This window comes from Cupriavidus sp. LA-1, assembly GCF_055385985.1.
Genome location: NZ_AP031388.1, coordinates 1,054,803 through 1,075,275, shown reverse-complemented (window position 1 = coordinate 1,075,275; position 20,473 = coordinate 1,054,803). Strand labels below are relative to the sequence as shown.

Here is a 20,473-nt window from a genome sequence, read left to right as displayed (position 1 = left end):
CGTCGTGGGTGAGGCCGGCTCAGGGTTCTCCCGCTTCCGCGGGGCACGCGCTGTTCGCTACACTGATCCGCCGCACACGCCGCCGACAAGACGCCACAAAAAGGGGGCACACCCCGACAGAATCACCTGCGTCTCTTCCGGGGTGATGTGTGGTGCACAAGTCCAGCGGCCCCCATGCATCCGAACAAACCGCCTCCCGCCGACCAGCCCGCCAACGCATCCGCGCCGCGTGTGCTGCGCCATGTCATTGCCGACGAGGCGCAGGCCGCGGCGGCCGAGCTGAACGGCTGGCAGCAGCGCTATCAGCAGCTGACGCCGGGCGTGTTCCGCGCCGAGGTCTCGCAGGTGACTTACGGCGATGTCCACGTGTTCCGCGAACAGACTACGCAGGCACTGCTGGAGGAGGGTGAGGCGGCACGCGGCTATGTCTCGCTGGCGCTGCCGCACATGCAATGCGATGACGGCTGGTTCCACGGCTATCGCATGCATGGCCACGCGCTGCTGTGCGCGGGCAATGGCCAGGCACTGGCGATGCGCACCCCGCGCGAACTGGACCTGGCCGGACTGACCATGCCGCTGCCGGCGCTGGAACGCGCCGTGACGCTGGCCGCCGGCGAGCCGCGCCCGCTCGGCGCCATGGCCAGGGTGCGCCAGCTGCGGCCGGCGGTCGGCAACGAGTTGCGCGCCGCGCTGCTGTCGGTGCTGGCCACCGCGGCGATCGACGCTGAAGTGTTCAGCAACCGCTTTGTGGAAGGCGCGATTCGCGATGCCTTGCTGCTGGCCGCCGCGACCGCGCTGATCGATGACGGCGCCCGGTCGCGCGAGCCGTTGCCCACCGCCGGCGCCCGTCGTCAGCTGGTGGCCGACGCCTATGCGCTGGTGCGCGCCACGCCCGACCACGGCTGGAGCATCCTGGCCCTGTGCGAGCAGCTGGGCGTATCGCGCCGCACGCTGCAGTACAGCTTCAACGAAGTCACCGGGCTCGCACCGCTGGATTTCGTGCGCGCGGTGCGCATGAACGGCGTACGCCAGACGCTGCGCGCCGGCCTGGCGGAGCCGGTCGGGACCGTGGCGGCACGCTTCGGCTTTCATCACCTGCCGCGCTTCGCGGCGCAGTACCGTGTCTTCTTCGGCGAGCTGCCGTCGCAGACCCTGGCACGGCGCCGCAATAGCGGCTAGGCAACTAGTGTCCTGTTCCGCAAATACCTTGCCATGAAATCGCCCAGTTGGCCGCCATGCGTTGTTGCTCGTCGTTGCCATAGCTACGGCTATGGCGCCTCCTCGCGCCTAGCCTGACGACCAACTGGACGATTTCATTTTGGCAAGCTATCCACGGAACTGGACACTAGGCCATCATCGCACGCGGCAGGTGGCGCCCCACCCAGTCGCGCTCCTGCTCGTAGGCACGTGCCAGGCGCAGCACGCCAAGGTCGTCATGCGGGCGGCCGACCAGTTGCATGCCCATCGGCAGCCCGTCGCGGCTGAAGCCCACCGGCACGCTGATGACCGGGCAGCCCGACAGCGTCCACGGGAACACCACTTCCATCCAGCGGTGATAGGTATCCATCTGCCTGCCGGCGATGGCCTTGGGCCACGGCTCGCGTACGTCGAACGGGAACACCTGCGCGGTCGGCACCGCGATGAAGTCATGGTTGGCAAAGACCTGCTGCAGTGCCTGCGCCCAGGCGCTGCGGTCCGCACTGGCGGCATAGATGTCGCCGGCGCTGAGCTTGAGCGCGCCTTCGATCTCCCACACGGCCTCGGGCTTGAGCAGCGCGCGCTTGGCCGGGTCGCGGTAGAAGGGCAGCATGCCGTTGCCGACCAGGAAGTGGCGGTGCACCAGCCAGGTCTTCCACAGGCGCTCCGGCGCGAACGGCGGCTTGATCGCCTCGACCGACACGCCGAAGGCCGGGAAGGCCTGCAGCGCCTGCTCGCACAGCGCCAGGATGCCATCTTCCATCGGCAGGTAGCCGTCCCAGTTGCCGAGCCACGCCACGCGCTTGCCCTTCAGGTTGGCGGCAAGCGCTGCCATCACGTTGTCCGGCGTGAGCCCGGCCAGCACCGGGTCGCGCTCCAGCGCCAGCGGCGTGCGCGGATCGGGGCCCGCCTGCGTGGCCAGCAGCAGCGCGACGTCGGCCACGGTGCGGCCCATCGGGCCCTCGTAGCCCAGTTGCTGGATGAAGACCTCGGGCGTGGGGCCATAGGGCACGCGGCCCATCGACGGACGGAAGCCATACACATTGCAATACCCGGCCGGGTTGCGCAGCGAGCCGCCGAAATCGCTGCCGTCGGCCACCGGCAGCATGCGCATGGCCAGCGCCGCGGCCGCGCCGCCGCTGCTGCCGCCGGCGCAGCGGGTGGTGTCGTAGGGGTTGCGGGTGGCGCCGTAGACCGGGTTGAAGGTCTGGGAGCCGAGCCCGAACTCCGGCGTATTGGTCTTGCCGATCAGGATGGCGCCGGCCTTGCGCACGCGTTCGACGATGATGGCGTCGGTGGTCGGCACGTTGTCCTTGAAGATCGGCGAGCCGAAGGTGGTGCGGATGCCGCGCGTCAGCGCCAGGTCCTTGGGCGCCTGCGGCATGCCGTGCATCCAGCCGGCCGATCTGCCGCCGGCGAGCGCCTGGTCGGCGGCGGCGGCTTCCTGCAGCAGCACGTCGCGTTCGCGCAGCGCGACGATGGCGTTGGTGGCGGGGTTGACGCGCTCGATATGCGCCAGGTAGGCCGTCATGACCTCGCGGCACGAGACCCGGCGCGCATGGATCTCGCGCGACAACTGCCAGGACGGCATCATCACGATCGGGTCCGGCGCGCCGTCGGCAGCCCCGCCGGCAGGATTGCCGCCCGCGCTGGCAGGCGCGGCGGCAGCCGGGCGCGAGATGGCGGAAGCGGTGGCGCCGGCGGCAGCCGTGGTCAGTGCGGCGCCGGCCAGCCGGCCCAGCCACTGGCGGCGGGCGGGCTGCGGCAGGGGGGCGGTGGGGGCCGTGGTGGCGGTGGCGGGGATGGAGGGATTCGTCTTCATGGTCGCTCTCGTCGGAACAAGGAATGCGCTGCGCTCAGACAGCGATCATCACCGACTTGGTCTCGGTATAGTGGTCGAACACCGCCCGGCCCATCTCGCGGCCGAGCCCCGACTGCTTGAAGCCGCCGAACGGCATGGCGTTGTCTAGCAGGTTATGGCAGTTGACCCAGACCGTGCCGGCCTTGATGCGCGGCACCAGCCGGTGCACCCGCGACAGGTCGTTCGACCACACCGACGCCGCCAGCCCGAACGGCGTGCCGTTGGCGCGGCCGACCACCTCATCGATCTCATCGTAGGGCAGTGCGACGACCACCGGCCCGAAGATCTCTTCCTGCACCACGCTGGCGCTCTCGGGCGCCCCGGCCAGCACCGTCGGACGGAAGAAATGCCCGCGCGGCATCTCTGCCGGGCCGCCGCAGACCAGTTGCGCGCCGTCCTGTACGCCTGCCTGCACATAGTGCGCAACGCGCTGGCGCTGGCGCGCGGAGACCAGCGGCCCCATGGTCGTGTCCGGCTCGATGCCGGCGCCGAGCCGGAAGCCGTTGGCGATGCCCGCGAGCGCCTCGACCGTGGCATCGAAATGCTTGCGCGGCAGGTACAGCCGCGAGCCTGCCGTGCATACCTGGCCCTGGTTGAAGAAGATCGCCTGCGCGGCGCCTGCTGCCGCCGCCGCGGGCGACATGTCGTCGAGCATGATCACCGGCGATTTGCCGCCCAGCTCCAGCGTCACCCGCGCCAGCCGCTGCATGGCCACGCCGCCGACCAGCTTGCCGATCTCGGTGGAGCCGGTGAAGGCGATCTTGTCCACGCCCGGATGCGCGGCCAGCGCCGCGCCGCAATGCGCGCCGTCGCCGGTGACGATATTGACCACGCCGGCCGGGTAGCCGGCTTCCATGACCAGCTCGCCCAGGCGCAGCGCCGACAGCGGCGTTTCCTCGGCCGGCTTGAGCACCACCGTGCAGCCGCAGGCCAGCGCCGGTCCCAGCTTCCATGCGGCCATCAGCAGCGGGAAGTTCCACGGGATGATGGCGCCGACCACGCCCACCGCCTCTTGCCGCGTAAAGGCCACGAACTCGCGCTCGCGCACCAGCGGCACCGATACGTCCAGGCTCTCGCCATGCAGCTTGGTGGCCCAGCCGGCCATGTAGCGCAGGAAACCGGCGGCGCCGGCCACGTCGACCGCGCGCGCCATGGCGGCAGGCTTGCCGTTGTCGAGTGCCTCGATCTGGGCCAGCTCATCGGCGTTGGCCTCGACCAGGTCGGCCAGGCGCAACAGCAGGCGCTCGCGGTCGGACGGGCGCATCGCGGCCCAGGCGCCGTGCTCGAAGGCGCGGCGTGCCGCCTGTACCGCGGCGTCGACATCGGCGGCCTTGCCCGCGGCTACCTCGGCCAGTGTGGTCTGCGCGGCGGGGTCTTCGGTGGCGAAGACCCCGCCGTCGGCGGCGGCCAGCCACTGGCCGTCGATCAGCATGCGTTTGGGGCGTTGCAGGAAGGCGCGGGTGGCGGCCAGAAGCAGGTCGGTGCGGGTGTCCATGGGTCTCCTCGGTTTGTCGGTTTGTCGGTTTGTCGGTGTATCAGGATGTCGGTTCAGCGGCCCGACAGGATGGCGGCGCGGTGCGCGGCCACGTCGTCGAGCCGGTCATTGCGGTAGCGGGTCACTTCCTGCGTCGTGTACGGGGCAACGTCGCGCTGGCCGGTCAACGCCGGCAGCATCCAGTTCATCAGCTCGGCGATCTGCGCGTCGGTCAGGGCCGATCCGGATGTGCCCGGCACCTGCACCAGGAACGCGCGGCCCGCGGGCGTGCGCAGCAGCTGCGGTATGGTGATGCGCATGTCGGGAATGCCGGCCGCGGGTTTGCCGGAGGCGTCGGGCAGGTGGCAGCCGGAGCAATGCAGCATGTAGCTGGCCTGGCCGTGCTGCAGCCTGCCTTCGGCGTGGGCCGCGCCGACAGCGAGGCTGGCCGTCATGCAAGCCGCCATGCAGGCCAATACGTGGCGCAGAACGGCGCGTGCCATGTCAGCGTGCCTCGCGCAGCTTGCGCACCGCGCCAGGCGTCTTGCGCTCGGCGCGGGCCTTGGCCAGCAGTTCGGCGCCGTCGGCGGCGGCAGCTTGCCCGTTCTGCGTGTTGAGCCATGCCATCACCGCCAGCAATGAAGCATCCGGCAGCGCGGCAAACGGCGGCATCACGCCATTGAAGGACTGGCCCTGCGATTCGATCGGGCCGGCCAGCCCGTGCACCAGCACATTGGCCAGGTAGGCCTGGCCGGCGGACGAGCCCAGCCGCTCGCGCAGCGCATTGGCCAGCGGCGGCGCGACCCCGGTGATGCCGGAGGCATCCGTGTTGTGGCAGGCCGCGCAGTTGGCGGCGAACAGGTCCTTGCCTTGCGCCGCCAGGTCGGCCGCGGTGGCGGGCATGGTGCCCAGCAGCGCCGCACTGGCGGCGAGGAAACCGAGGCGCTTCATTCTTGCACTCCCAGAATGATCGAGGTGGTGCAATGGAACATGGTGCTGCTGTTGCTCATGCACCAGTTGACGTCGTTATGGACGCCGAGCTTGTAGCCCGGGCGCTCGCGCTCGTTGGTGTTGCATTCGCAGCGGCCGCACGTGGTTTTGCCGCAGCAGTCGTTGTAGCTGACCATGTAGTCCTTGCCGTCCGCGGGGTTGCGGCAGGTGCCGACCCACGACACCTTCGACGGCTCGGTGCCGGGCGGGCAGGTGGTGGAACTGCCGCCGCAGCACGAGCACAGGAAGCCGTCGACCGCGCAGTACTTCCAGTAGTCGCATGAGGTTTCATCAGCCGGCTTGCCGGTGCGCGCGCCGTGCGCGGCCGCGGCATGCGCGCTGCGGTCGAAGGGCAGCACCGGCAGCGCCAGGCCGCCTACCATGGCCTTGCCCAGCGTGGCCAGCACGCTGCGGCGGCCGACGCGCTGTGCGGCCCGGCGCGTCTGGCGCTCGAAGAGGTTGTCGAACCACATAATGTTTTCCTCCGTGCGCTCAGGCGTGGGTTTCCAGGAACTGCTGCACCGAGGCCACGTTCAGCTCCATGGCGGTGAACAGGCTTTCCAGCTGCTCGCGCGAATTGACCAGGCCCTTGGCGCGCAGCGTGCCTTGCTGGTCGAGCAGCACGCCATAAGGCAGCTTGCCGATCTGCAGGTGCATGCCGAGCTCTTTCGACAGCACGTACTCGAACTCGCCCAGGCCGGCCTGGCGCAGGAAGGCGAGGTGCTCGGGCTGTTCGCCGTCCGAGGCCAGCACGACGCGCAGCCAGTTGCGCTCGCTGGCGCGGATCGACTTCAGCACCGGGATCAGCTTCTTGCAGACGGGGCAGGTGGGCGACAGGAAGAACAGCAGCGTGGCGGCAGCCTGCCGGCCGCCCACGGCGACATCGCCGCCGCGCACGTCCTGCAGCGCGAAGGGCTGCAGCGGCTGGCCGACGCGCGGGCCGGCGTCGATCACCAGCGCGCCCATCGGGGCCACGCGTTCATAAAGGATGCCGACCTGGCGCGCCAGCGCATACAGGCCAAGCAGGAGCGCGAGCACGGCGATCCAGAGCACGATATTGGCAATCACAAGAGCAGTCATGACGGTCTCGGTCAGAAGAATGGAAAAGGTGTTCAGGCGCGGGCACGGGCGCGTCCCGCATTGGCCAGCAATTGCGTGGCCGCGAGCCACATCAGCAGCAGGGCCAGCGCGCAGAAGCCGGCGCCGGCAAAGTCGAGCGGCGCCAGCGCGCGTGCCGGGGCGGTCGCGGCGGATGCCGCCGCCGTGGCCAGCACGGCGAGCAATGCGAGATTGCGCATCACCAGGCCAGCGGACAGCGGCATGCTGTCGGCATCGCTGCCGCAGCCGCAGCGGATATCGCGCCGGCCGCGTGCCAGGTTGATGCACACCGCGGCGGTGGCAAGCCCCACGACGGCAAAGCCGGCGACGGCGGACGTCGCCTGCAGCGGTTGCGCGACCAGCAGCAGCGCGGCACCGGCTTCGGCTGCGACGAAGGCCACCGCCGCGGCACGGCTCCACGCGGCGGGCAGCAACCGGTACGCATCGAAGGCAGCGTGGAAGCGTTCGAATGCGCGCAGCTTGGGCATCACCGACAGCAGCAGCACCAGCGCCGCGGCCGCGCTGCAAGCGGCAGTGACCATGGGGTCAGCGATCAGCGTGGCGGCGTTCATTGGTGGGCCTCCACCTGCACCGCGTTCTCGCTGACGCCATCCAGCCGCGCCACCGGCTTCAGGCGGTTGGCGGGGTCGAGCGCGACCACGCCGGCCTTGGCGGCATCGAGCGCATACAGCGTGGGCGTGGCGCCTTGCGTGATGGTCAGCGCCAGCGCGTTCTGTCCCGGCGCGCGCGCCACGCGCGTGCGGCTGGCCAGGTCGATGGTCCAGATCTCGGCCGCGGGGGTCTTGTGCGAGCCTTCGCGGCTCTTCGGATGCATGCCGACGTAGAGCCGCTGCGTCGCGGCGTGCAGCGCGAACAGCTGGTAGCCACCCGGCTTCCACCCGGCCTTGGCATCGGCGGCGCTGACGATGGGCCAGGGCTTGCCGAAGGACGGGGTCTCGCCCGACACGTCGGCGGTATAGACGTTGCCGTTGAAGGAGACGAAGTAGAGCGTGTTGCCGATGCGCTCCGAATGCAGGAAGACCGGATCCTCCTGCGGATCGAACATGCGCGCGCTGCGCTTCTGGCCGGCAGGCTGCCCGTTGGCATCATGCGTGACAGTCAGCATGGCGCCGTCGCTGCACAGGGTCTGAAAGCGCTGGCTGGAAGCCGCGCTGGCAAAGATGCCCCAGCAGCCGGGTGTCTGCACCTCGGACGCGAGCTTGTTTTCCTTCAGGTCGACGATGCTGACCGAAGTGGCCGGCGTGGCGTTCTGCACATACAGGAAGCGACCGTCCGCCGAGGTGGCGATGATGCCGCGGTAATTCAGCGACTGCGCGTGGCGCGGCGGAATCACGATCTCGCTGCGGTAGGCCAGCGTGTCGGCATCGTACAGGCTGACCACGTCGGTGCGCTCGCCGCGCGACAGGCGCGGGTAGAAGGTCGAGACCACGTAGATGGTGCGCTTGTCCGGCGACAGCAGCGACTGCCCGCCGAAGCCGGTCGGCACCAGCCCCAGGTACTTCATCCGCTTGCCGTCCACCACGTGCAGGCGGCCGTCGACCATGTGGTGGAAGGCTACGTCGGAGATATAGAGGCGGTTCTCGTCGGCCGGCGCCAGCTTCGCCATGGCGAGCGTTTCCGGCGGCAGGTCTGCGGCGCTTGCGGCACTCGCGGCCATGGCCAGCGACAGGCCAAGGAAGGCGGCGAGGGTGGCGGATCTGGCAAGCCGCCGCGTACTGACGGCGCGGCTTGCCCTCCTGCTTGTGTGCTTCACGACTGTCTCCTGTCGATACCGGAATGCAGGCAGTCTATGAAGCGGATCCACCGGGGCGTTAGCCGGAATCGGCAATCGCCACACCGGGGAATGTACCTAACCGCAAGGCCCTTGCTCCGGCCTTGCAGGGGCATAGGGCGAGGACGCGCGGGCACGCGGCTGGGCAGTCGTGCGGGCGGCCCTTCGGCGGGGCCGGTATGTACCAGCGCGGATATCCGTTTTTGGCAACAGTGGGCCGTCAGCGGCAGTGCAGTTCGGCCCGGCGCTTGCAGAAAGACCGGCTTCTTGCTGAAAGCCCGGAGCCCCCATTCGCCGTGACAGGCGCCCATGCAGTCAAAAAAAGCTGCGACTCCTGGCCGACACCAATGCTGTTGGCTGATATGACTCCCCGTGTCAATCGAGATTGGTTTGATTTAGTTTCACAGTTGGATGTTGTTCCTCCATTCAATTTCCTGAGGGCGACGTAGCAGTAAGTCTCGACGGTGGATCACGCTGATATCCGCGGGTTGGTTACCGCATTACAGAGGTCCGCCCAATGAGCCTGCCGCTATCTAGTGCCGCAAGTCGGATCAAATCCATTGCTTAGCCATCGCGCGGGTTGCTCGTGTGCCGGGCTACGCCGCCTTCAGGAAACTGGCTTCTACCGTAGGTGTCAGATAGGTTGATATCGGGCGCTGGGTTAGGTTGTCTGCGCCTGATTCGGTACGGCAAGCGACATGGCGAGCTGGCTGATGTCCCAGATGAACCCGCTGAGTTCGCGGGCCACCGCAACCACCGCAATGTTCGGGTTCTTGCCGCGCGCGGCAAGTTTCCGATAGCGCCGGCACAGTCGAACCTGGGCGTCCCAGGACCGGTCAACGATGGCCTTGGGAATGCCTTCGTGCCGGCGCTGAATCTCGGGGCTCACCCGTGCCGGGTGCCGGTAACTCCAGGCGGCTTCGATCAGCAGCTTTCTTGCATAGCTATTGCCGTTCTTGGTGATGCTGCCTTGGCGCCGCTTGTCCCCCGATGAGTGTTCGGAGGGTGCGACGCCAAGCCAGGCCATCAGTTGGCGCGGATGCGCGAAGCGCGAGAGATCGCCCAATTCGGCGAGCATGCCTATCGCGGTGGTGAACTGCACGCCGCGCATGGCCTGCAAGCCGAGTACGGCCGGATAGAAGCGCCAGTTGACCACGGCTTCGCGCAAGGCCGCCTCGAGACGGCTGCATTGCGCGAGCCGATCCTCGATGGCACGTCGATATTCGTCAAAGGCAAGTTGTTGCCACACGGCATCGAAGGCAAAGGCACTAATCCAGCGGCGGTGCGCTGGTCCCCAGTCGGCTCTGCCGGTGTAGCGGACACCGTGCGAGAGCAGAAAGGCCTTTAGCCTTTGTCGGGCCCGCTTCAGATCGTCCTTGGCGCTGACCCACGCGCGGGACAGATCCCGGAATGCTTCGTCTTCGACGCTGGGCACGTACACGGCCGAGAGGTCACCGGCGCGCAGCGATCGCACCAGTTTGACCGCATCGCGCCGATCGGTCTTGACGCGCTCGCCGGGCTTCCTCGGGATCAGCGACGGCGCGCACACCATGCACTCAAATCCCTTCCCTGCAAGCTGTCGGTAAAGGCCATAGCCGCAGGGGCCGGCCTCGTAGACGATGCGGATCCGGCGCGCTTTGGACTGCAGGCGCTTGCACAGGCGGTCTATATCGGCCTTCGAGGTACCGATCTTGCCAAGCAGCTCGACCTCACCCATGCCGAGTGCATAGGCGACCGTGATCGAGTCCTTATGGACATCCAACCCGACATACAAAGTGATATCGTGTTCCATGCTGGCCTCCGTGCTGGAAATCGCCGGGTGTGGCACTGTCCACACCATGCGGCTCTGGCAGTGATGCTAACCCGCGTTAGATTCCTCGCGGCGGGCCAGCCCTCTTGCCCTCCAGGGGAGTCATATTGACTAGTTCAACGTCTATGCTCTCAATGTCGGGAGGATGAAGGTGCCGGGGTGCTACGCAGACCGCTTTTGCGGTGGCTACGGCCAGGCAGACACTGGGTTGGCAGGCGACCGCAGCGGCGACCTCGTTTGCGGTGCAGCAAGAGCCGGATCGGCGCTTGAGGGGTCAAGGATATCGAGGAGCAGCGGTGGATTCCTATGCCATTACCGGTGAAACGCCGGGCGACACGCACCTGCAGCAATCCCGCGCAGCCCTCACGCTTGCTGCCCTGGGCGTCGTCTATGGCGATATCGGCACGAGCCCCCTCTATGCAGTCAAGGAAACCTTCAATCCAGGCCACGGAATTCCCCTCGTCACCGAGAACATACTTGGCGGCATCTCCGCGATCCTCTGGGCGCTGATGGTTGTCGTTTCGCTCAAATACGTGATCCTCATCATGCGGGCCAACAACAGGGGGGAGGGCGGCATCATGGCACTGCTCGCGCTTGCCTTGTCGTCAGTGAAAAAGGTTGGTCGCTCCCCGACGCTGATCCTGCTCGTAGGGCTGTTCGGCGCGTCGCTCTTCTATGGTGATGCCGTGCTGACGCCCGCGATGTCGGTACTCTCGGCGCTCGAAGGCATCGAGGTGGGCACTACCGCGCTGCAGCCTTACATCCTGCCGGTATCCGTAGGTGTGCTGATCGCGCTGTTCCTGTTCCAGCGGCATGGCACCGCCGCCATCGGCGCGCTGTTCGGGCCGGTCATGATCGTGTGGTTTCTCGCCCTTGCCGCCGCGGGCATCCAAGGCATCGCCCGGTACCCCGCTGTCCTGGGCGCGCTTAGCCCGCTGCATGCCCTCGGTTTCGTTACGCAGCACGGGTTCGCCTCGTTCGCGGTGCTTGGGGCGGTGTTGCTCGCGTTCACCGGTGCCGAAGCGCTCTACGCAGACATGGGGCATTTCGGCAGCGCCCCGATTCGCCTGGCCTGGTTCGGCCTGGTATTCCCGGCGCTGGCGCTCAACTACCTGGGGCAGGGTGCGCTGATCATTGTCAATGCAAAGGCAATCGAAAACCCCTTTTACCTGCTCTTTCCGTCGTGGGCCCTGTATCCGATGGTTGCCCTTGCAACCGCCGCAACCGTGATCGCGTCTCAGGCGACGATTTCGGGTGCCTACTCGCTGACGAAGCAGGGAATCCAGCTGGGTTATCTGCCACGCATGAACGTGGTGCACACCTCAGAGCGAGCGATCGGTCAGATCTACATACCGACGCTCAACGGGATCTTGCTGGTCGCGGTCCTGGCTGCCGTGCTCGGGTTCGGATCTTCGTCCAATCTCGCTTCGGCATACGGTGTCGCGGTCACCGGAACGATGTTGGCTACAACGCTTCTCACCTTCTTTGTGATCCACTACGGTTGGCGCTACAACCTGCTGCTAAGCCTGTTCGCAACCGGCTTCTTTATCGCGGTGGATATGGCTTTCGTCTCCTCCAGCCTGTTGAAGGTTGCCGAAGGTGGCTGGTTCCCGCTCGTTGTCGGGGCCGCGATGTTCGTCGTGATGCTGACATGGGTTCGCGGCCGGAAAGCCCTGCTGGAGCGGCTCCAGAGCACCGACGTACCGCTTAAGTCGTTCCTGGATTCGCTGTTTCTCTCACCACCGCCGCGTGTGCCGGGCACGGCGGTGTTCCTTACCCCGACACCGGATGTGGTGCCGCATGCGTTGATGCATAACCTCAACCACAACAGGGTGCTGCACGAGCGCGTCGTGTTTCTTACCGTGAAGATGAAGGATGTGCCATCGGTGCCGGTAACCGATTGCGCGGCCGTCGAAGCGCTCGGACACGCCTGCTACCGGATCACGCTGCGCTTCGGCTTCATGAACCGGCCCGATGTTGCGCAGGCGCTCGCTGCGCTGCCTCCGGCGGCTGGCCTGGCGTTTGACATCATGGATACCTCGTTCTTCCTGAGCCGCGAGACCATCGTCCCTGTGGCCAGCGTCCCCAGTGGCATGGCGTCATGGCGCGAACGCCTGTTTGCCACGATGACCAGGAACGCTGGCAATGCTGCCGATTACTTCAACATTCCGGCAAATCGCGCGATCGAGATTGGCACGCAGGTCCAGTTATAGATCTTTTCGTAACCAGAGAATTATCGGGCACACGCCTGCACCGGGCGTGGACGCCCGCTTCCGAAAACGGTGAAAGGGGCACTCGCAATTCAACCGCTGCCCTTACAGCGGCGCGGGCGATCGGACCAAAAAAATGGTCTCGTGCTCCGACATGGATTCTCCCGCTTCAGAATAGTTGCCGCCATTCGGGGAATACGATCACCGCTCTGCTCGCCCACGGCTCATGCCGGCACTCACCTGTCGCCAAGCCGCTACAATCGAATCGGCGGATTGATCGATGTCTTGCTGGGTCGTCGCCCAGGAAATGACGGAGAAGCGCATCACGAGGCGGTCGTGCCAGACGGCCTCACCAAGGTAGCAGACACCCGCGGCCTGAATGCTTTCGACGACGGCCTTTGTCAGTTGATCGCGGCGCTCAGGCGATTCCCCGCTACCGAACTGCACAACAAACTGGTTCAGTTCTACTTGATTAAGGATCTCCACGCCAGGCTCGGACGTAAGTCGTTCCGCCATGCGCCGGGCCAAACGACAGTGTTGCTCGATCATCGCCGCGATGCCGCTCCGCCCGAGTGCGCGGATCAGGGCCCAGGTCGCGAACCCACGCGCGCGTCTCGACAGTTCGGGCACATAGTGGAACGGTTCCCGACATGCTTCGCCGCCGGGGGGAAGGTAGCTTGCTTCAAACGCCATGGCCTGCCGATGGGCTTGTGCGTCCCGGACGATTGCGTAACCACAGTCGTGCGGGACTTGCAGCCACTTGTGACCATCGACCGCCCACGAATCCGCATACTCGGCGCCGGCCGTCAAATGGATCAACGCGGGGCTCACTCGTGCCCACAAACCAAAGGCACCATCGATGTGAAGCCATCCGCCGTGGCTATGTACGACGTCCGCGATCTCGTTGATTGGGTCGAACGCGCCGGTGTTGATCTGGCCTGCTTGCGCGATCACGATAAGCGGCCCCTCACAAGACGCCAACGCGCTGGACAGCGCGGCGACCCGCATGCGCCCCGCGTCATCCGTGGGGATACGAATGACACGATTGTGACCAAGCCCAAGGTAGCGCAAAGCGGTAAAGATAGTGGCATGCGCATCGTCGCCGATACATACGTTGATCGCGGGCGCGCCAAACAGACCGTCAGCATCAGCATTCCAACCCTCCTGGCGTAATACCTTACCTCTCGCTGCGGCGAGACACACGAAACTTGCCATGGTCGCGCCGGTGGTGAAGCCAATTGAGCAGTCCGCCGGTAACGACAGGAGGTCAAGCAGCCATCGCGCAGCGACTTGCTCGGTCACTGCGTTGGCGGGAGACCCGAGGTAGCTCCCGCCGTTTTGTCCCCATATGCTCGTCAGCCAGTCGGCTGCAACGCCGACCGGGTGGGAGCCGCCCGTCACCTTGGCGAAGGAGCGTGGTCCCGCCGCCCCCATAAGGCCCGCGTCTGCCCCCTCGGCTAGCTGCCGGATGACTTCGTGGGCAACCATTCCGTCTTCAGGTGTCGCTCCGTCCAGCGCCGCCCACAATTCATCGAAGCTGGCAGTCGCGCCCGGCCTTCGGCTCGCACGTGAGTCGTGGAATGCCAACGCCAAGGCACTTGCCTGCTCGAGCGCCACGCGGTATTCGTCAGACATGACAGCCCCTGTCGGAAAGATTCTTCATTTATAGACGTAGAAGAGGGCCATCCGCGCTTAGGTGTCGTCTCCTGCCGCAAAGATCTCGCGCAGCCATTGCGCAAAGACCCGAACCCGCGACGAGAGCTGGCGATTCTGCGAATACAGGACAGAGACAGGCATCGGCGGGCACGGGAAGTCCGGCAGGACAATTCTCAAGCGACCCGACGCCAGTTCCGCTGCCACCCGGTAGCGGGGCACCTGCACCAGCCCCAGCCCGGCTACCGCCGCTCCGGTGTAGAGATCGGCGCCGGTTACCGAAACGACCGCGGGGAGCTGAACCGGCGTCACCTGGCCGTTCATGGTGAATTCGAGCGGGATTGCGTTGCCGGTCGCGCTGGAGACATAGTTCACCGCCCGATGCGCCGCCAGTGCCAGCAAGTCGGCGGGCTCGCCAAATTTCGCGAGATAGCCGGGGCTGGCGACGGTCACCTGCTCCAGCAGGGCGATCTGCCTGCCTACCATCGATGAGTCCTGCAGCGTGCCTGCGCGCAAGACACAATCGACGCCTTCGCGCACCAGGTCCACCAGGCGGTCGTCTTCGCCGATCTGCAGTTCGATCTGCGGGTACTGGGCCAGGAAATCCGGCAGCGCCGGCACTACGAAATGGCGGGCCAGCGTCCCTTGCAGATTCACACGTAGCAGCCCTTTGGGCGCCGTGTTCCGGAACGACCCCTCGGCTTCTTCCAGATCGGCGATCAGCCGCACGCAGCGGCGGTAGTACGCCTCGCCGTCATGTGTCAGCCGCACCGTGCGGGTGGTGCGCTCCAGCAGCCGCGTGCCGAGCCGCTGTTCCAGCCGTTTGATCAGGTTGGTGACGGTCGCACGAGGTATCTGCAAGTCGTCGGACGCCTGCGTAAAGCTCTGCCGCTCGGCAATACGCACGAAGGCCTGCATTTCCTGGAAGCGATCCATCAGGCACTCTCTTGGGATCTATTGTTAAAGCGAACGGAAATATGTTACCAGCTTGATTGCAATTATCTTTTGAACGGAATGATCCACCATTCGTTTCACCACCAACCCCAAGTGAGGAAACGATCATGAATCAAGCCAACAACGCCGAAGTCGCCATCGTGACCGGTGCATCGCGCGGTATCGGCGCCGCTGTCGCGCAGCGGTTGGCACAGGACGGCTTCGCCGTGGCGGTCAACTACGCTTCAAGCCCCGCCCAGGCGGATGCGCTCGTCGCCAGCCTGCAGGCGGGTGGCGCCAGGGCCATCGCCGTCAAGGCCGATGTCTCGGACGCCGGTGAAGTGCGGCGCATGTTCGAAATCGTCGAACAGCAACTCGGCAAGGTCGATGTGCTGGTGAACAACGCCGGCGTGCTGAAGACGGTGCCCCTGGCCGACACCAGCGACGCGCTCTTTGAACAGACCTTCGGCATCAATGTGCGCGGCACCTTCAACACGCTGCGCGAAGCCGCCGCGCGCCTCAACGACGGCGGGCGCATCGTCAATTTCTCCAGCACCACGCTGGCCCTGAATATGCCCGGCTATGCGGTCTACAACGCGACCAAGGCAGCGGTCGAGTCGTTCACGCACGTGTTCGCCAAGGAATTGCGCGGCCGCAACATCACTGTGAACGCGGTGGCGCCGGGGCCGATCGCAACGTCGCTGTTCCTCGATGGCAAGACTGCAGAACAGATCCAGGCGTTCGCAAAGATGCCGCCGCTGCAGCGCCTGGGCCAGCCCGACGACATTGCCGGCGTGGTGTCGTTCCTCGCCGGCCCGGATGCGGGCTGGGTGAACGGCCAGATCCTGCGTGCCAATGGCGGCGTCGCCTGACCGGGCGCACCCTCCAATCCCTCCATCGTCACTGAACAGGAGTTCGATCATGCAACAAGTTGTCCTGGTAACTGGCGCCGGCAGCGGCATTGGCAAGCTGTCCGCACAAACGCTGGCCCTGGCTGGCCACGTGGTGTACGCATCGATGCGCGACATCGATGGCCGCAACAAAGGCCGCGCGGACGAAGTCCGGCAATGGGCCGCCGAACGCGGCGTGACCCTGCACCCGCTTGAGCTCGATGTGCTGTCGCAGGAATCGGCCGACGCCGCGGCTGCGGCGATTGTCCGCGAGCACGGCCGCATCGACGTGGTGATGCAGAACGCCGGCCATCTGGTGGTGGGGCCCACCGAAGCGTTCACGCCCGAGGAAATGATGCGGGTCTTCGATACCAACCTGTTCGGCGCGCAACGCGTGAACCGCGCGGTGCTGCCGTACATGAGGGAGCGTGAGGCTGGCCTGATGCTGTGGATCAGCAGCACCACAACCAAGGGCGGTTTCCCGCCGTTCATGGGCCCGTATGGCGCGGCCAAGGCGGCAATGGATTCCCTCGCGGTCACGCTGGCCTACGAGATCGCGCGCTTCGGCATCGAGACTTCGATCGTGGTCCCCGGCGCGTTCACCAGGGGCACGTCGCATTTTCCTACCGCGGGCAAGCCGGCCGATGCAGCAAGGGCCGCAACTTACAGCCGCTATGACGGCGTCATGGACCAGATCGGCGAACGCCTGACCGCGTTGACGCCCGACGACGCCGACCCGCAGGCCGTGGCCGACGAGATCGTGCGGATCGTGGGCATGTCGCCGGGGTCCCGCCCCATGCGCGCGTTGATCGATTTCGTCGGTGATGGAGCCCGGGAAGTCCTGGAAGTGTCTGAGCGCGTACGGATCGACTTCGCCAGGCGGATCGGCATGGGCGACCTGCTCGACGCCAGGGTCAGCCGGTAGGCAAATGCAGCGCGGGCCTGTCAGGGCCCGTGCCTGCCTTCTGGAGATGACCATGAAGCGATGGATCTGCCTTGCGTCCGCAGCATTGCTGCCGGCGCTGATCAGCGCATGCGATGCGCAGCCAACGCGGCGCGACGATGCCGCCGCCACACAGGGGAAACCCATGAAAGCCTCGATCACCTACCTGCACCTGTTGCGCAAGACACCGTTCTTCACCAGCTTGTCGACGCCGCAGTTGCGCTTGACGGTCAGCCACTCGCGCGAGTGGGAGGCCGAAGCCGGTACCGTCATCGCGCAATGCCAGGATGACCCTGTCACCTCCCCGGATCTCTGGATTTTGCTTGACGGAGGATGGCGGCTCGAGCATGACGGCCACAGTTACCCGGCAGGCCATGCGGACGCAGGAAAGTGGTTCAGCGCGCGTCAGGTGACCGGAGGTTGCCGCCTGGTCACCACGGAACACAGTTACGTCATGCAGATCACGCGCGCCGATTTCGACGACATGCTTGCGCAGGGCTTTGCTTTTGACCAGCACCTGGCCGAGGGCTATCGCTACTATCGCGAGATCTTTGCCGACGTACCAGCCGCGACAAGGCCTGGCAGCAGCCGGGATCGTGACCAGGCCGGACTGGATGCGCGATAGCCTTGGGAAGGGCGAGGGAACACCGTGGGGCAGATCGGGGGGCGATTTTGCCTGCGCCCCCCGATCCCGCTCCCGGCGTCCCGGTCTCCGGTTACCTGTACCCGAACGGGCCGACGAGGTTGATCGCCTTGGTCTCGATATAGCTGAGCATTTCCTCGATACCTTCCTCACGGCCCACTCCGAAACTCTTGTAGCCGCCATACGGCATGCCCTTGTGCCGCCGCCCTCGCACGGCCGATTCCAAACTTCGCGGCCGGCCGAACCGTTTCGGCCGTTCGATAGCATTGGATTGGGCGGTCGGCCTGGCCTATTGTCGCCAGCCGCGATGTACTGCGGCAGATCCAACGCGCGGTGTGATTGCCAATTTACTTGGCGTCCCGCAAGGCTTTCTCCCAAGTAGGGGCATCCTCGGCGAGTTCGCGATAGCAATCGAGATTCGCCAGTTGTCGGCCACTTGCGATGTCAACTAGCCTGCACGCCATGTTGAAGTGCAACGATCCAGTCTCATAGGCGACCTGTTTTCCGTTTTCCCAAAACATCCATCTCCACACAAATGGATCTCCTTGGATTCGACGGATAACATGCCTCCGCTGGGCGATAACCAAGGTGGCGGGGTAGCTCTGACCGCCCGCCAAGGGATAGCTCACTGTCCAACCTTCAAGGCCCTTCGGCCCCGCCCGATGCGCTGATTCGACGGGATTGTCTGCCCGCGATGCCTGAGCCAATGCAGCGCCCGCCAACAGGAGCATGCCGATCATGGCCAGCCTTCTGCCTGTGCATTGCATGATTGATGAGAGCGGTTTGGGGTAGCTCAGTCTAGCTGACGTTCAGTCGGTGGACGCAACTAGAGGGATTCCGGACCGGCCGCTTCTGGCCGGACTGGGACCTTCGTCGAAGGGAGACCAGCAGTTACCTGCCGGAATGAGCCGCCAAGTATGGCCGGCCTGTTAGATCATGAGCGGCGTCTAAACCATCCCGTGAGCGACATGCGGTCGCGCGTCGCAGGCAATACTTCGTGCAGCATGTCGGCGGATAGAAACACTGCGATCCGGCTGCCGACTGGCAAGATGTCCTGCGTGCCCAAGCCCTCTGGATGTAGCCGTAATGCACCGCCGTGCTCAGGCAGCCAGTCCGCATTCAGATAGACGATGACGGACACCGTGCGGCTATCGTCATCGCGAAATTGATCGCGGTGTCGCAGATACGAAGCGCCCGGGGCGTAGTATGCGAAGTGGCTTTCGTATTCTTCGAGTCCCAGAAAGAGCCCGCGATTCAACGCAATACGTAGCTTTTCCATGATCGCCAGATACCGGTCGCGGGCTTCGGACTGGCCCGCCTCCAACCACTGAATCCGGTCGCCGCGCACATGGCGCTGCAGCGAACGCGCCGCGCCATGGCCGACACGCGCCATCGTGAGCGTCGCGGCCGCCGCAAGCGCTGCACATTCCGACGCCAGCGCGAGCGTCAAATCCGGTGGAAGAAAATTGTCCTGTTCCGACCAGCCATGGTCATGAATGGCATCCACGATACGTCGATGATATTCATCTCCGGGGGCTTCGAAACGCGCGGGGGGGTGTGATCGGGTCACTGCCTGTTCCTTCGAACGAAGGTGCTGGGTGGAAATTCGAACGGGCATCCGAGGCGGGTATCGGCAAGGGGGGGCTGATCTGAACGAAGGATAGTAACACCGACTTCTTACGGGTCCTGTGGCCGGCTCTCCGTGTGGTCGCCGCATGGGTCCGGCAGTTGGGTCTCGCACCGGTTAGCGCTTATGCCCGCCCGGGCCACGCAGCCATTGCGGCGTCGGCTAGAGCGGCCAGCTTCTTGCGGCTGGCTCCGTCACGTGCCTGGGTGGACATGCCCTGAAGGATGGCAAGATAAAAGCTCGCCAGCGCGGCGCCGTCCGTGTGCACAGGGAGTTCGCCGTCACCGATGCCGCGCTCGATTCGCTCGCGCAGGGCATTTTCCACCAAGCCGCGCAAGGCGATCACGGCTTCCTGCACCTCGCCTTCGGCGGGTGAGCCGACCGCCGCGCTCATCAGCATGCAGCCGCGTGGCAGGCCCTTGCGGGTCTGCTCGACCGTCGCGCTGTCGAGCAGGCGTCGAATCGCTTCCCGCGCCGATGGGGCGGCAGGCAGGAACTGCTGCACGTCGAGCCCAGGGCGGGTCAGATAACGCGATACCGCCTCCAGGAACAGCCGCTTCTTGTCGCCGAAGGCGGTGTAGAGGCTCGGCGGGGTGATCCCCATTGCGGCGGTGAGATCGCTGATCGACGCTGCCTCGTAGCCATTGCGCCAGAACAGCAACATCGCGGCCTCCAGGGCAGCATCACGATCGAAGGACAAAGGGCGCCCCGTCTTGGGGCGGCGGCTGGCAGGAGTAACTTTCATAGTGATCGATACTAAAGTATTTGACACCCTGACGGCAATCCCCTACTCTATTTTTCATGGCGATCACTATGAAAGTGGTTGATCATTCTTGAATCTTGAAACGGAGTTTGTCGATGATCGAAGCCGACGTACGGGCGCGCAACAGGGAAATCGTGTCCGAGGTGATGAAGGCTGTTTTCGTGGACCGCGAACCGCTTCGCGTGATGCATCTCTTCTCGGAGCATTACATCCAGCACAATCCCCTCATTCCCAACGGCAGGGAGGCCATACCGGCCATGATCGCGGGTCTGCCCGAGGACTTCAGTTATCAGCCCGGCATGCTGGTTGCCGACGGTGATCTGGTCATGATCCACGGTCGCTACGTCGGCTGGACGGCCAAGCCGGTGGTCGCAGTCGATATCTTCCGGCTAGAGGATGGCAAGCTGGTCGAGCACTGGGACGTACTGCAAGAGGAAGTGCCGGCACAGCAAGCCGCCAACGGTAATGCGATGTTTCCTTAGGGCGTGCTTGAGGTAAGGCGCCATGTCGCTGGAAGGCTACATGGATGGCACACTGCCCAACTACAGCAAGGCGTCGGAAACGTCGATGGCCGCATCCTGGCGATAAA

At 65.5% G+C, this 20,473-nt stretch carries 21 protein-coding genes; 6 read left to right on the top strand and 15 right to left on the bottom strand.

Annotation, left to right across the window (positions count from 1 at the left end; all coding sequences use genetic code 11):
- Nucleotides 1-174: 174 nt before the first annotated feature.
- Complete coding sequence (locus ACZ5MJ_RS24070) at nucleotides 175-1,179, top strand: helix-turn-helix domain-containing protein (protein WP_464226169.1); 1,005 nt, start codon at nucleotides 175-177, stop codon at nucleotides 1,177-1,179.
- A gap of 166 nt (nucleotides 1,180-1,345) precedes the next feature.
- Here ACZ5MJ_RS24070 and ACZ5MJ_RS24065 read toward each other — a convergent pair whose 3' ends face one another.
- From ACZ5MJ_RS24065 to ACZ5MJ_RS24025, 9 genes are all read right to left on the bottom strand, one after another.
- Entirely contained in the window at nucleotides 1,346-2,788 is a 1,443-nt protein-coding gene (locus ACZ5MJ_RS24065; protein WP_464226590.1) for an amidase, read from the bottom strand.
- A 265-nt stretch (nucleotides 2,789-3,053) separates the two neighbouring features.
- Nucleotides 3,054-4,553, bottom strand: coding sequence for an aldehyde dehydrogenase family protein (locus ACZ5MJ_RS24060; protein ID WP_464226168.1), 1,500 nt, complete (start codon nucleotides 4,551-4,553; stop codon nucleotides 3,054-3,056).
- A gap of 53 nt (nucleotides 4,554-4,606) precedes the next feature.
- Nucleotides 4,607-5,035, bottom strand: coding sequence for a c-type cytochrome (locus ACZ5MJ_RS24055; protein WP_464226167.1), 429 nt, complete (start codon nucleotides 5,033-5,035; stop codon nucleotides 4,607-4,609).
- A gap of 1 nt (nucleotide 5,036) precedes the next feature.
- Nucleotides 5,037-5,483, bottom strand: coding sequence for a c-type cytochrome (locus tag ACZ5MJ_RS24050; protein ID WP_464226166.1), 447 nt, complete (start codon nucleotides 5,481-5,483; stop codon nucleotides 5,037-5,039).
- Entirely contained in the window at nucleotides 5,480-5,995 is a 516-nt protein-coding gene (locus ACZ5MJ_RS24045) for a methylamine dehydrogenase light chain (protein WP_115213751.1), read from the bottom strand. Before ACZ5MJ_RS24045 ends, ACZ5MJ_RS24050 begins: the two co-directional genes overlap by 4 nt.
- A 19-nt stretch (nucleotides 5,996-6,014) precedes the next feature.
- Entirely contained in the window at nucleotides 6,015-6,602 is a 588-nt protein-coding gene (gene mauD / locus ACZ5MJ_RS24040; protein WP_464226165.1) for a methylamine dehydrogenase accessory protein MauD, read from the bottom strand.
- 32 nt (nucleotides 6,603-6,634) lie between these two features.
- A complete protein-coding gene (locus tag ACZ5MJ_RS24035; protein ID WP_464226164.1) occupies nucleotides 6,635-7,192 on the bottom strand; it encodes a MauE/DoxX family redox-associated membrane protein in 558 nt (185 codons plus the stop codon).
- Nucleotides 7,189-8,394 carry an amine dehydrogenase large subunit gene (locus tag ACZ5MJ_RS24030; RefSeq protein ID WP_464226163.1) on the bottom strand — a complete coding sequence of 402 codons (1,206 nt, stop codon included), beginning with the start codon at nucleotides 8,392-8,394 and terminating at the stop codon, nucleotides 7,189-7,191. Before ACZ5MJ_RS24030 ends, ACZ5MJ_RS24035 begins: the two co-directional genes overlap by 4 nt.
- A gap of 679 nt (nucleotides 8,395-9,073) precedes the next feature.
- Nucleotides 9,074-10,204 (bottom strand): IS110 family RNA-guided transposase, encoded by a 1,131-nt coding sequence (locus ACZ5MJ_RS24025; protein ID WP_464219317.1) that lies wholly within the window; start codon nucleotides 10,202-10,204, stop codon nucleotides 9,074-9,076.
- 329 nt (nucleotides 10,205-10,533) lie between these two features.
- Between ACZ5MJ_RS24025 and ACZ5MJ_RS24020 the strand changes: the two genes are divergently transcribed.
- Nucleotides 10,534-12,435: a potassium transporter Kup gene (locus tag ACZ5MJ_RS24020; protein ID WP_464226589.1), complete on the top strand. Its 1,902-nt coding sequence runs from the start codon at nucleotides 10,534-10,536 to the stop codon at nucleotides 12,433-12,435.
- 198 nt (nucleotides 12,436-12,633) lie between these two features.
- Here the strand turns inward: ACZ5MJ_RS24020 and ACZ5MJ_RS24015 are convergent, their stop codons facing one another.
- Nucleotides 12,634-14,067 carry a pyridoxal phosphate-dependent decarboxylase family protein gene (locus tag ACZ5MJ_RS24015; RefSeq protein ID WP_464226162.1) on the bottom strand — a complete coding sequence of 478 codons (1,434 nt, stop codon included), beginning with the start codon at nucleotides 14,065-14,067 and terminating at the stop codon, nucleotides 12,634-12,636.
- Between the two features lie 57 nt (nucleotides 14,068-14,124).
- Nucleotides 14,125-15,021 carry a LysR family transcriptional regulator gene (locus tag ACZ5MJ_RS24010; protein ID WP_464226161.1) on the bottom strand — a complete coding sequence of 299 codons (897 nt, stop codon included), beginning with the start codon at nucleotides 15,019-15,021 and terminating at the stop codon, nucleotides 14,125-14,127.
- A gap of 125 nt (nucleotides 15,022-15,146) precedes the next feature.
- On the opposite strand from ACZ5MJ_RS24010, the gene ACZ5MJ_RS24005 reads away from it, so the two are divergent.
- From ACZ5MJ_RS24005 to ACZ5MJ_RS23995, 3 genes are read left to right on the top strand one after another with little or no spacing between them, the layout of a single operon-like run.
- Complete coding sequence (locus tag ACZ5MJ_RS24005; protein ID WP_464226160.1) at nucleotides 15,147-15,890, top strand: SDR family oxidoreductase; 744 nt, start codon at nucleotides 15,147-15,149, stop codon at nucleotides 15,888-15,890.
- A gap of 49 nt (nucleotides 15,891-15,939) precedes the next feature.
- Nucleotides 15,940-16,833, top strand: a complete 894-nt coding sequence (locus ACZ5MJ_RS24000; protein ID WP_464226159.1) for an SDR family oxidoreductase — start codon at nucleotides 15,940-15,942, stop codon at nucleotides 16,831-16,833.
- Nucleotides 16,834-16,885: 52 nt separating this feature from the next.
- Complete coding sequence (locus ACZ5MJ_RS23995; RefSeq protein WP_464226158.1) at nucleotides 16,886-17,476, top strand: cyclic nucleotide-binding domain-containing protein; 591 nt, start codon at nucleotides 16,886-16,888, stop codon at nucleotides 17,474-17,476.
- Nucleotides 17,477-17,567: 91 nt separating this feature from the next.
- Here ACZ5MJ_RS23995 and ACZ5MJ_RS23990 read toward each other — a convergent pair whose 3' ends face one another.
- From ACZ5MJ_RS23990 to ACZ5MJ_RS23975, 4 genes are all read right to left on the bottom strand, one after another.
- Entirely contained in the window at nucleotides 17,568-17,708 is a 141-nt protein-coding gene (locus ACZ5MJ_RS23990) for a hypothetical protein (protein ID WP_464226157.1), read from the bottom strand.
- 133 nt (nucleotides 17,709-17,841) lie between these two features.
- Nucleotides 17,842-18,234 (bottom strand): hypothetical protein, encoded by a 393-nt coding sequence (locus ACZ5MJ_RS23985; RefSeq protein WP_464226156.1) that lies wholly within the window; start codon nucleotides 18,232-18,234, stop codon nucleotides 17,842-17,844.
- 194 nt (nucleotides 18,235-18,428) lie between these two features.
- Nucleotides 18,429-19,064, bottom strand: coding sequence for a 2OG-Fe(II) oxygenase (locus ACZ5MJ_RS23980; protein WP_464226155.1), 636 nt, complete (start codon nucleotides 19,062-19,064; stop codon nucleotides 18,429-18,431).
- Nucleotides 19,065-19,245: 181 nt separating this feature from the next.
- Complete coding sequence (locus ACZ5MJ_RS23975) at nucleotides 19,246-19,821, bottom strand: TetR/AcrR family transcriptional regulator (protein ID WP_464226153.1); 576 nt, start codon at nucleotides 19,819-19,821, stop codon at nucleotides 19,246-19,248.
- 158 nt (nucleotides 19,822-19,979) lie between these two features.
- On the opposite strand from ACZ5MJ_RS23975, the gene ACZ5MJ_RS23970 reads away from it, so the two are divergent.
- Entirely contained in the window at nucleotides 19,980-20,366 is a 387-nt protein-coding gene (locus tag ACZ5MJ_RS23970; RefSeq protein WP_464226152.1) for a nuclear transport factor 2 family protein, read from the top strand.
- The last annotated feature ends 107 nt before the right edge of the window (nucleotides 20,367-20,473 follow it).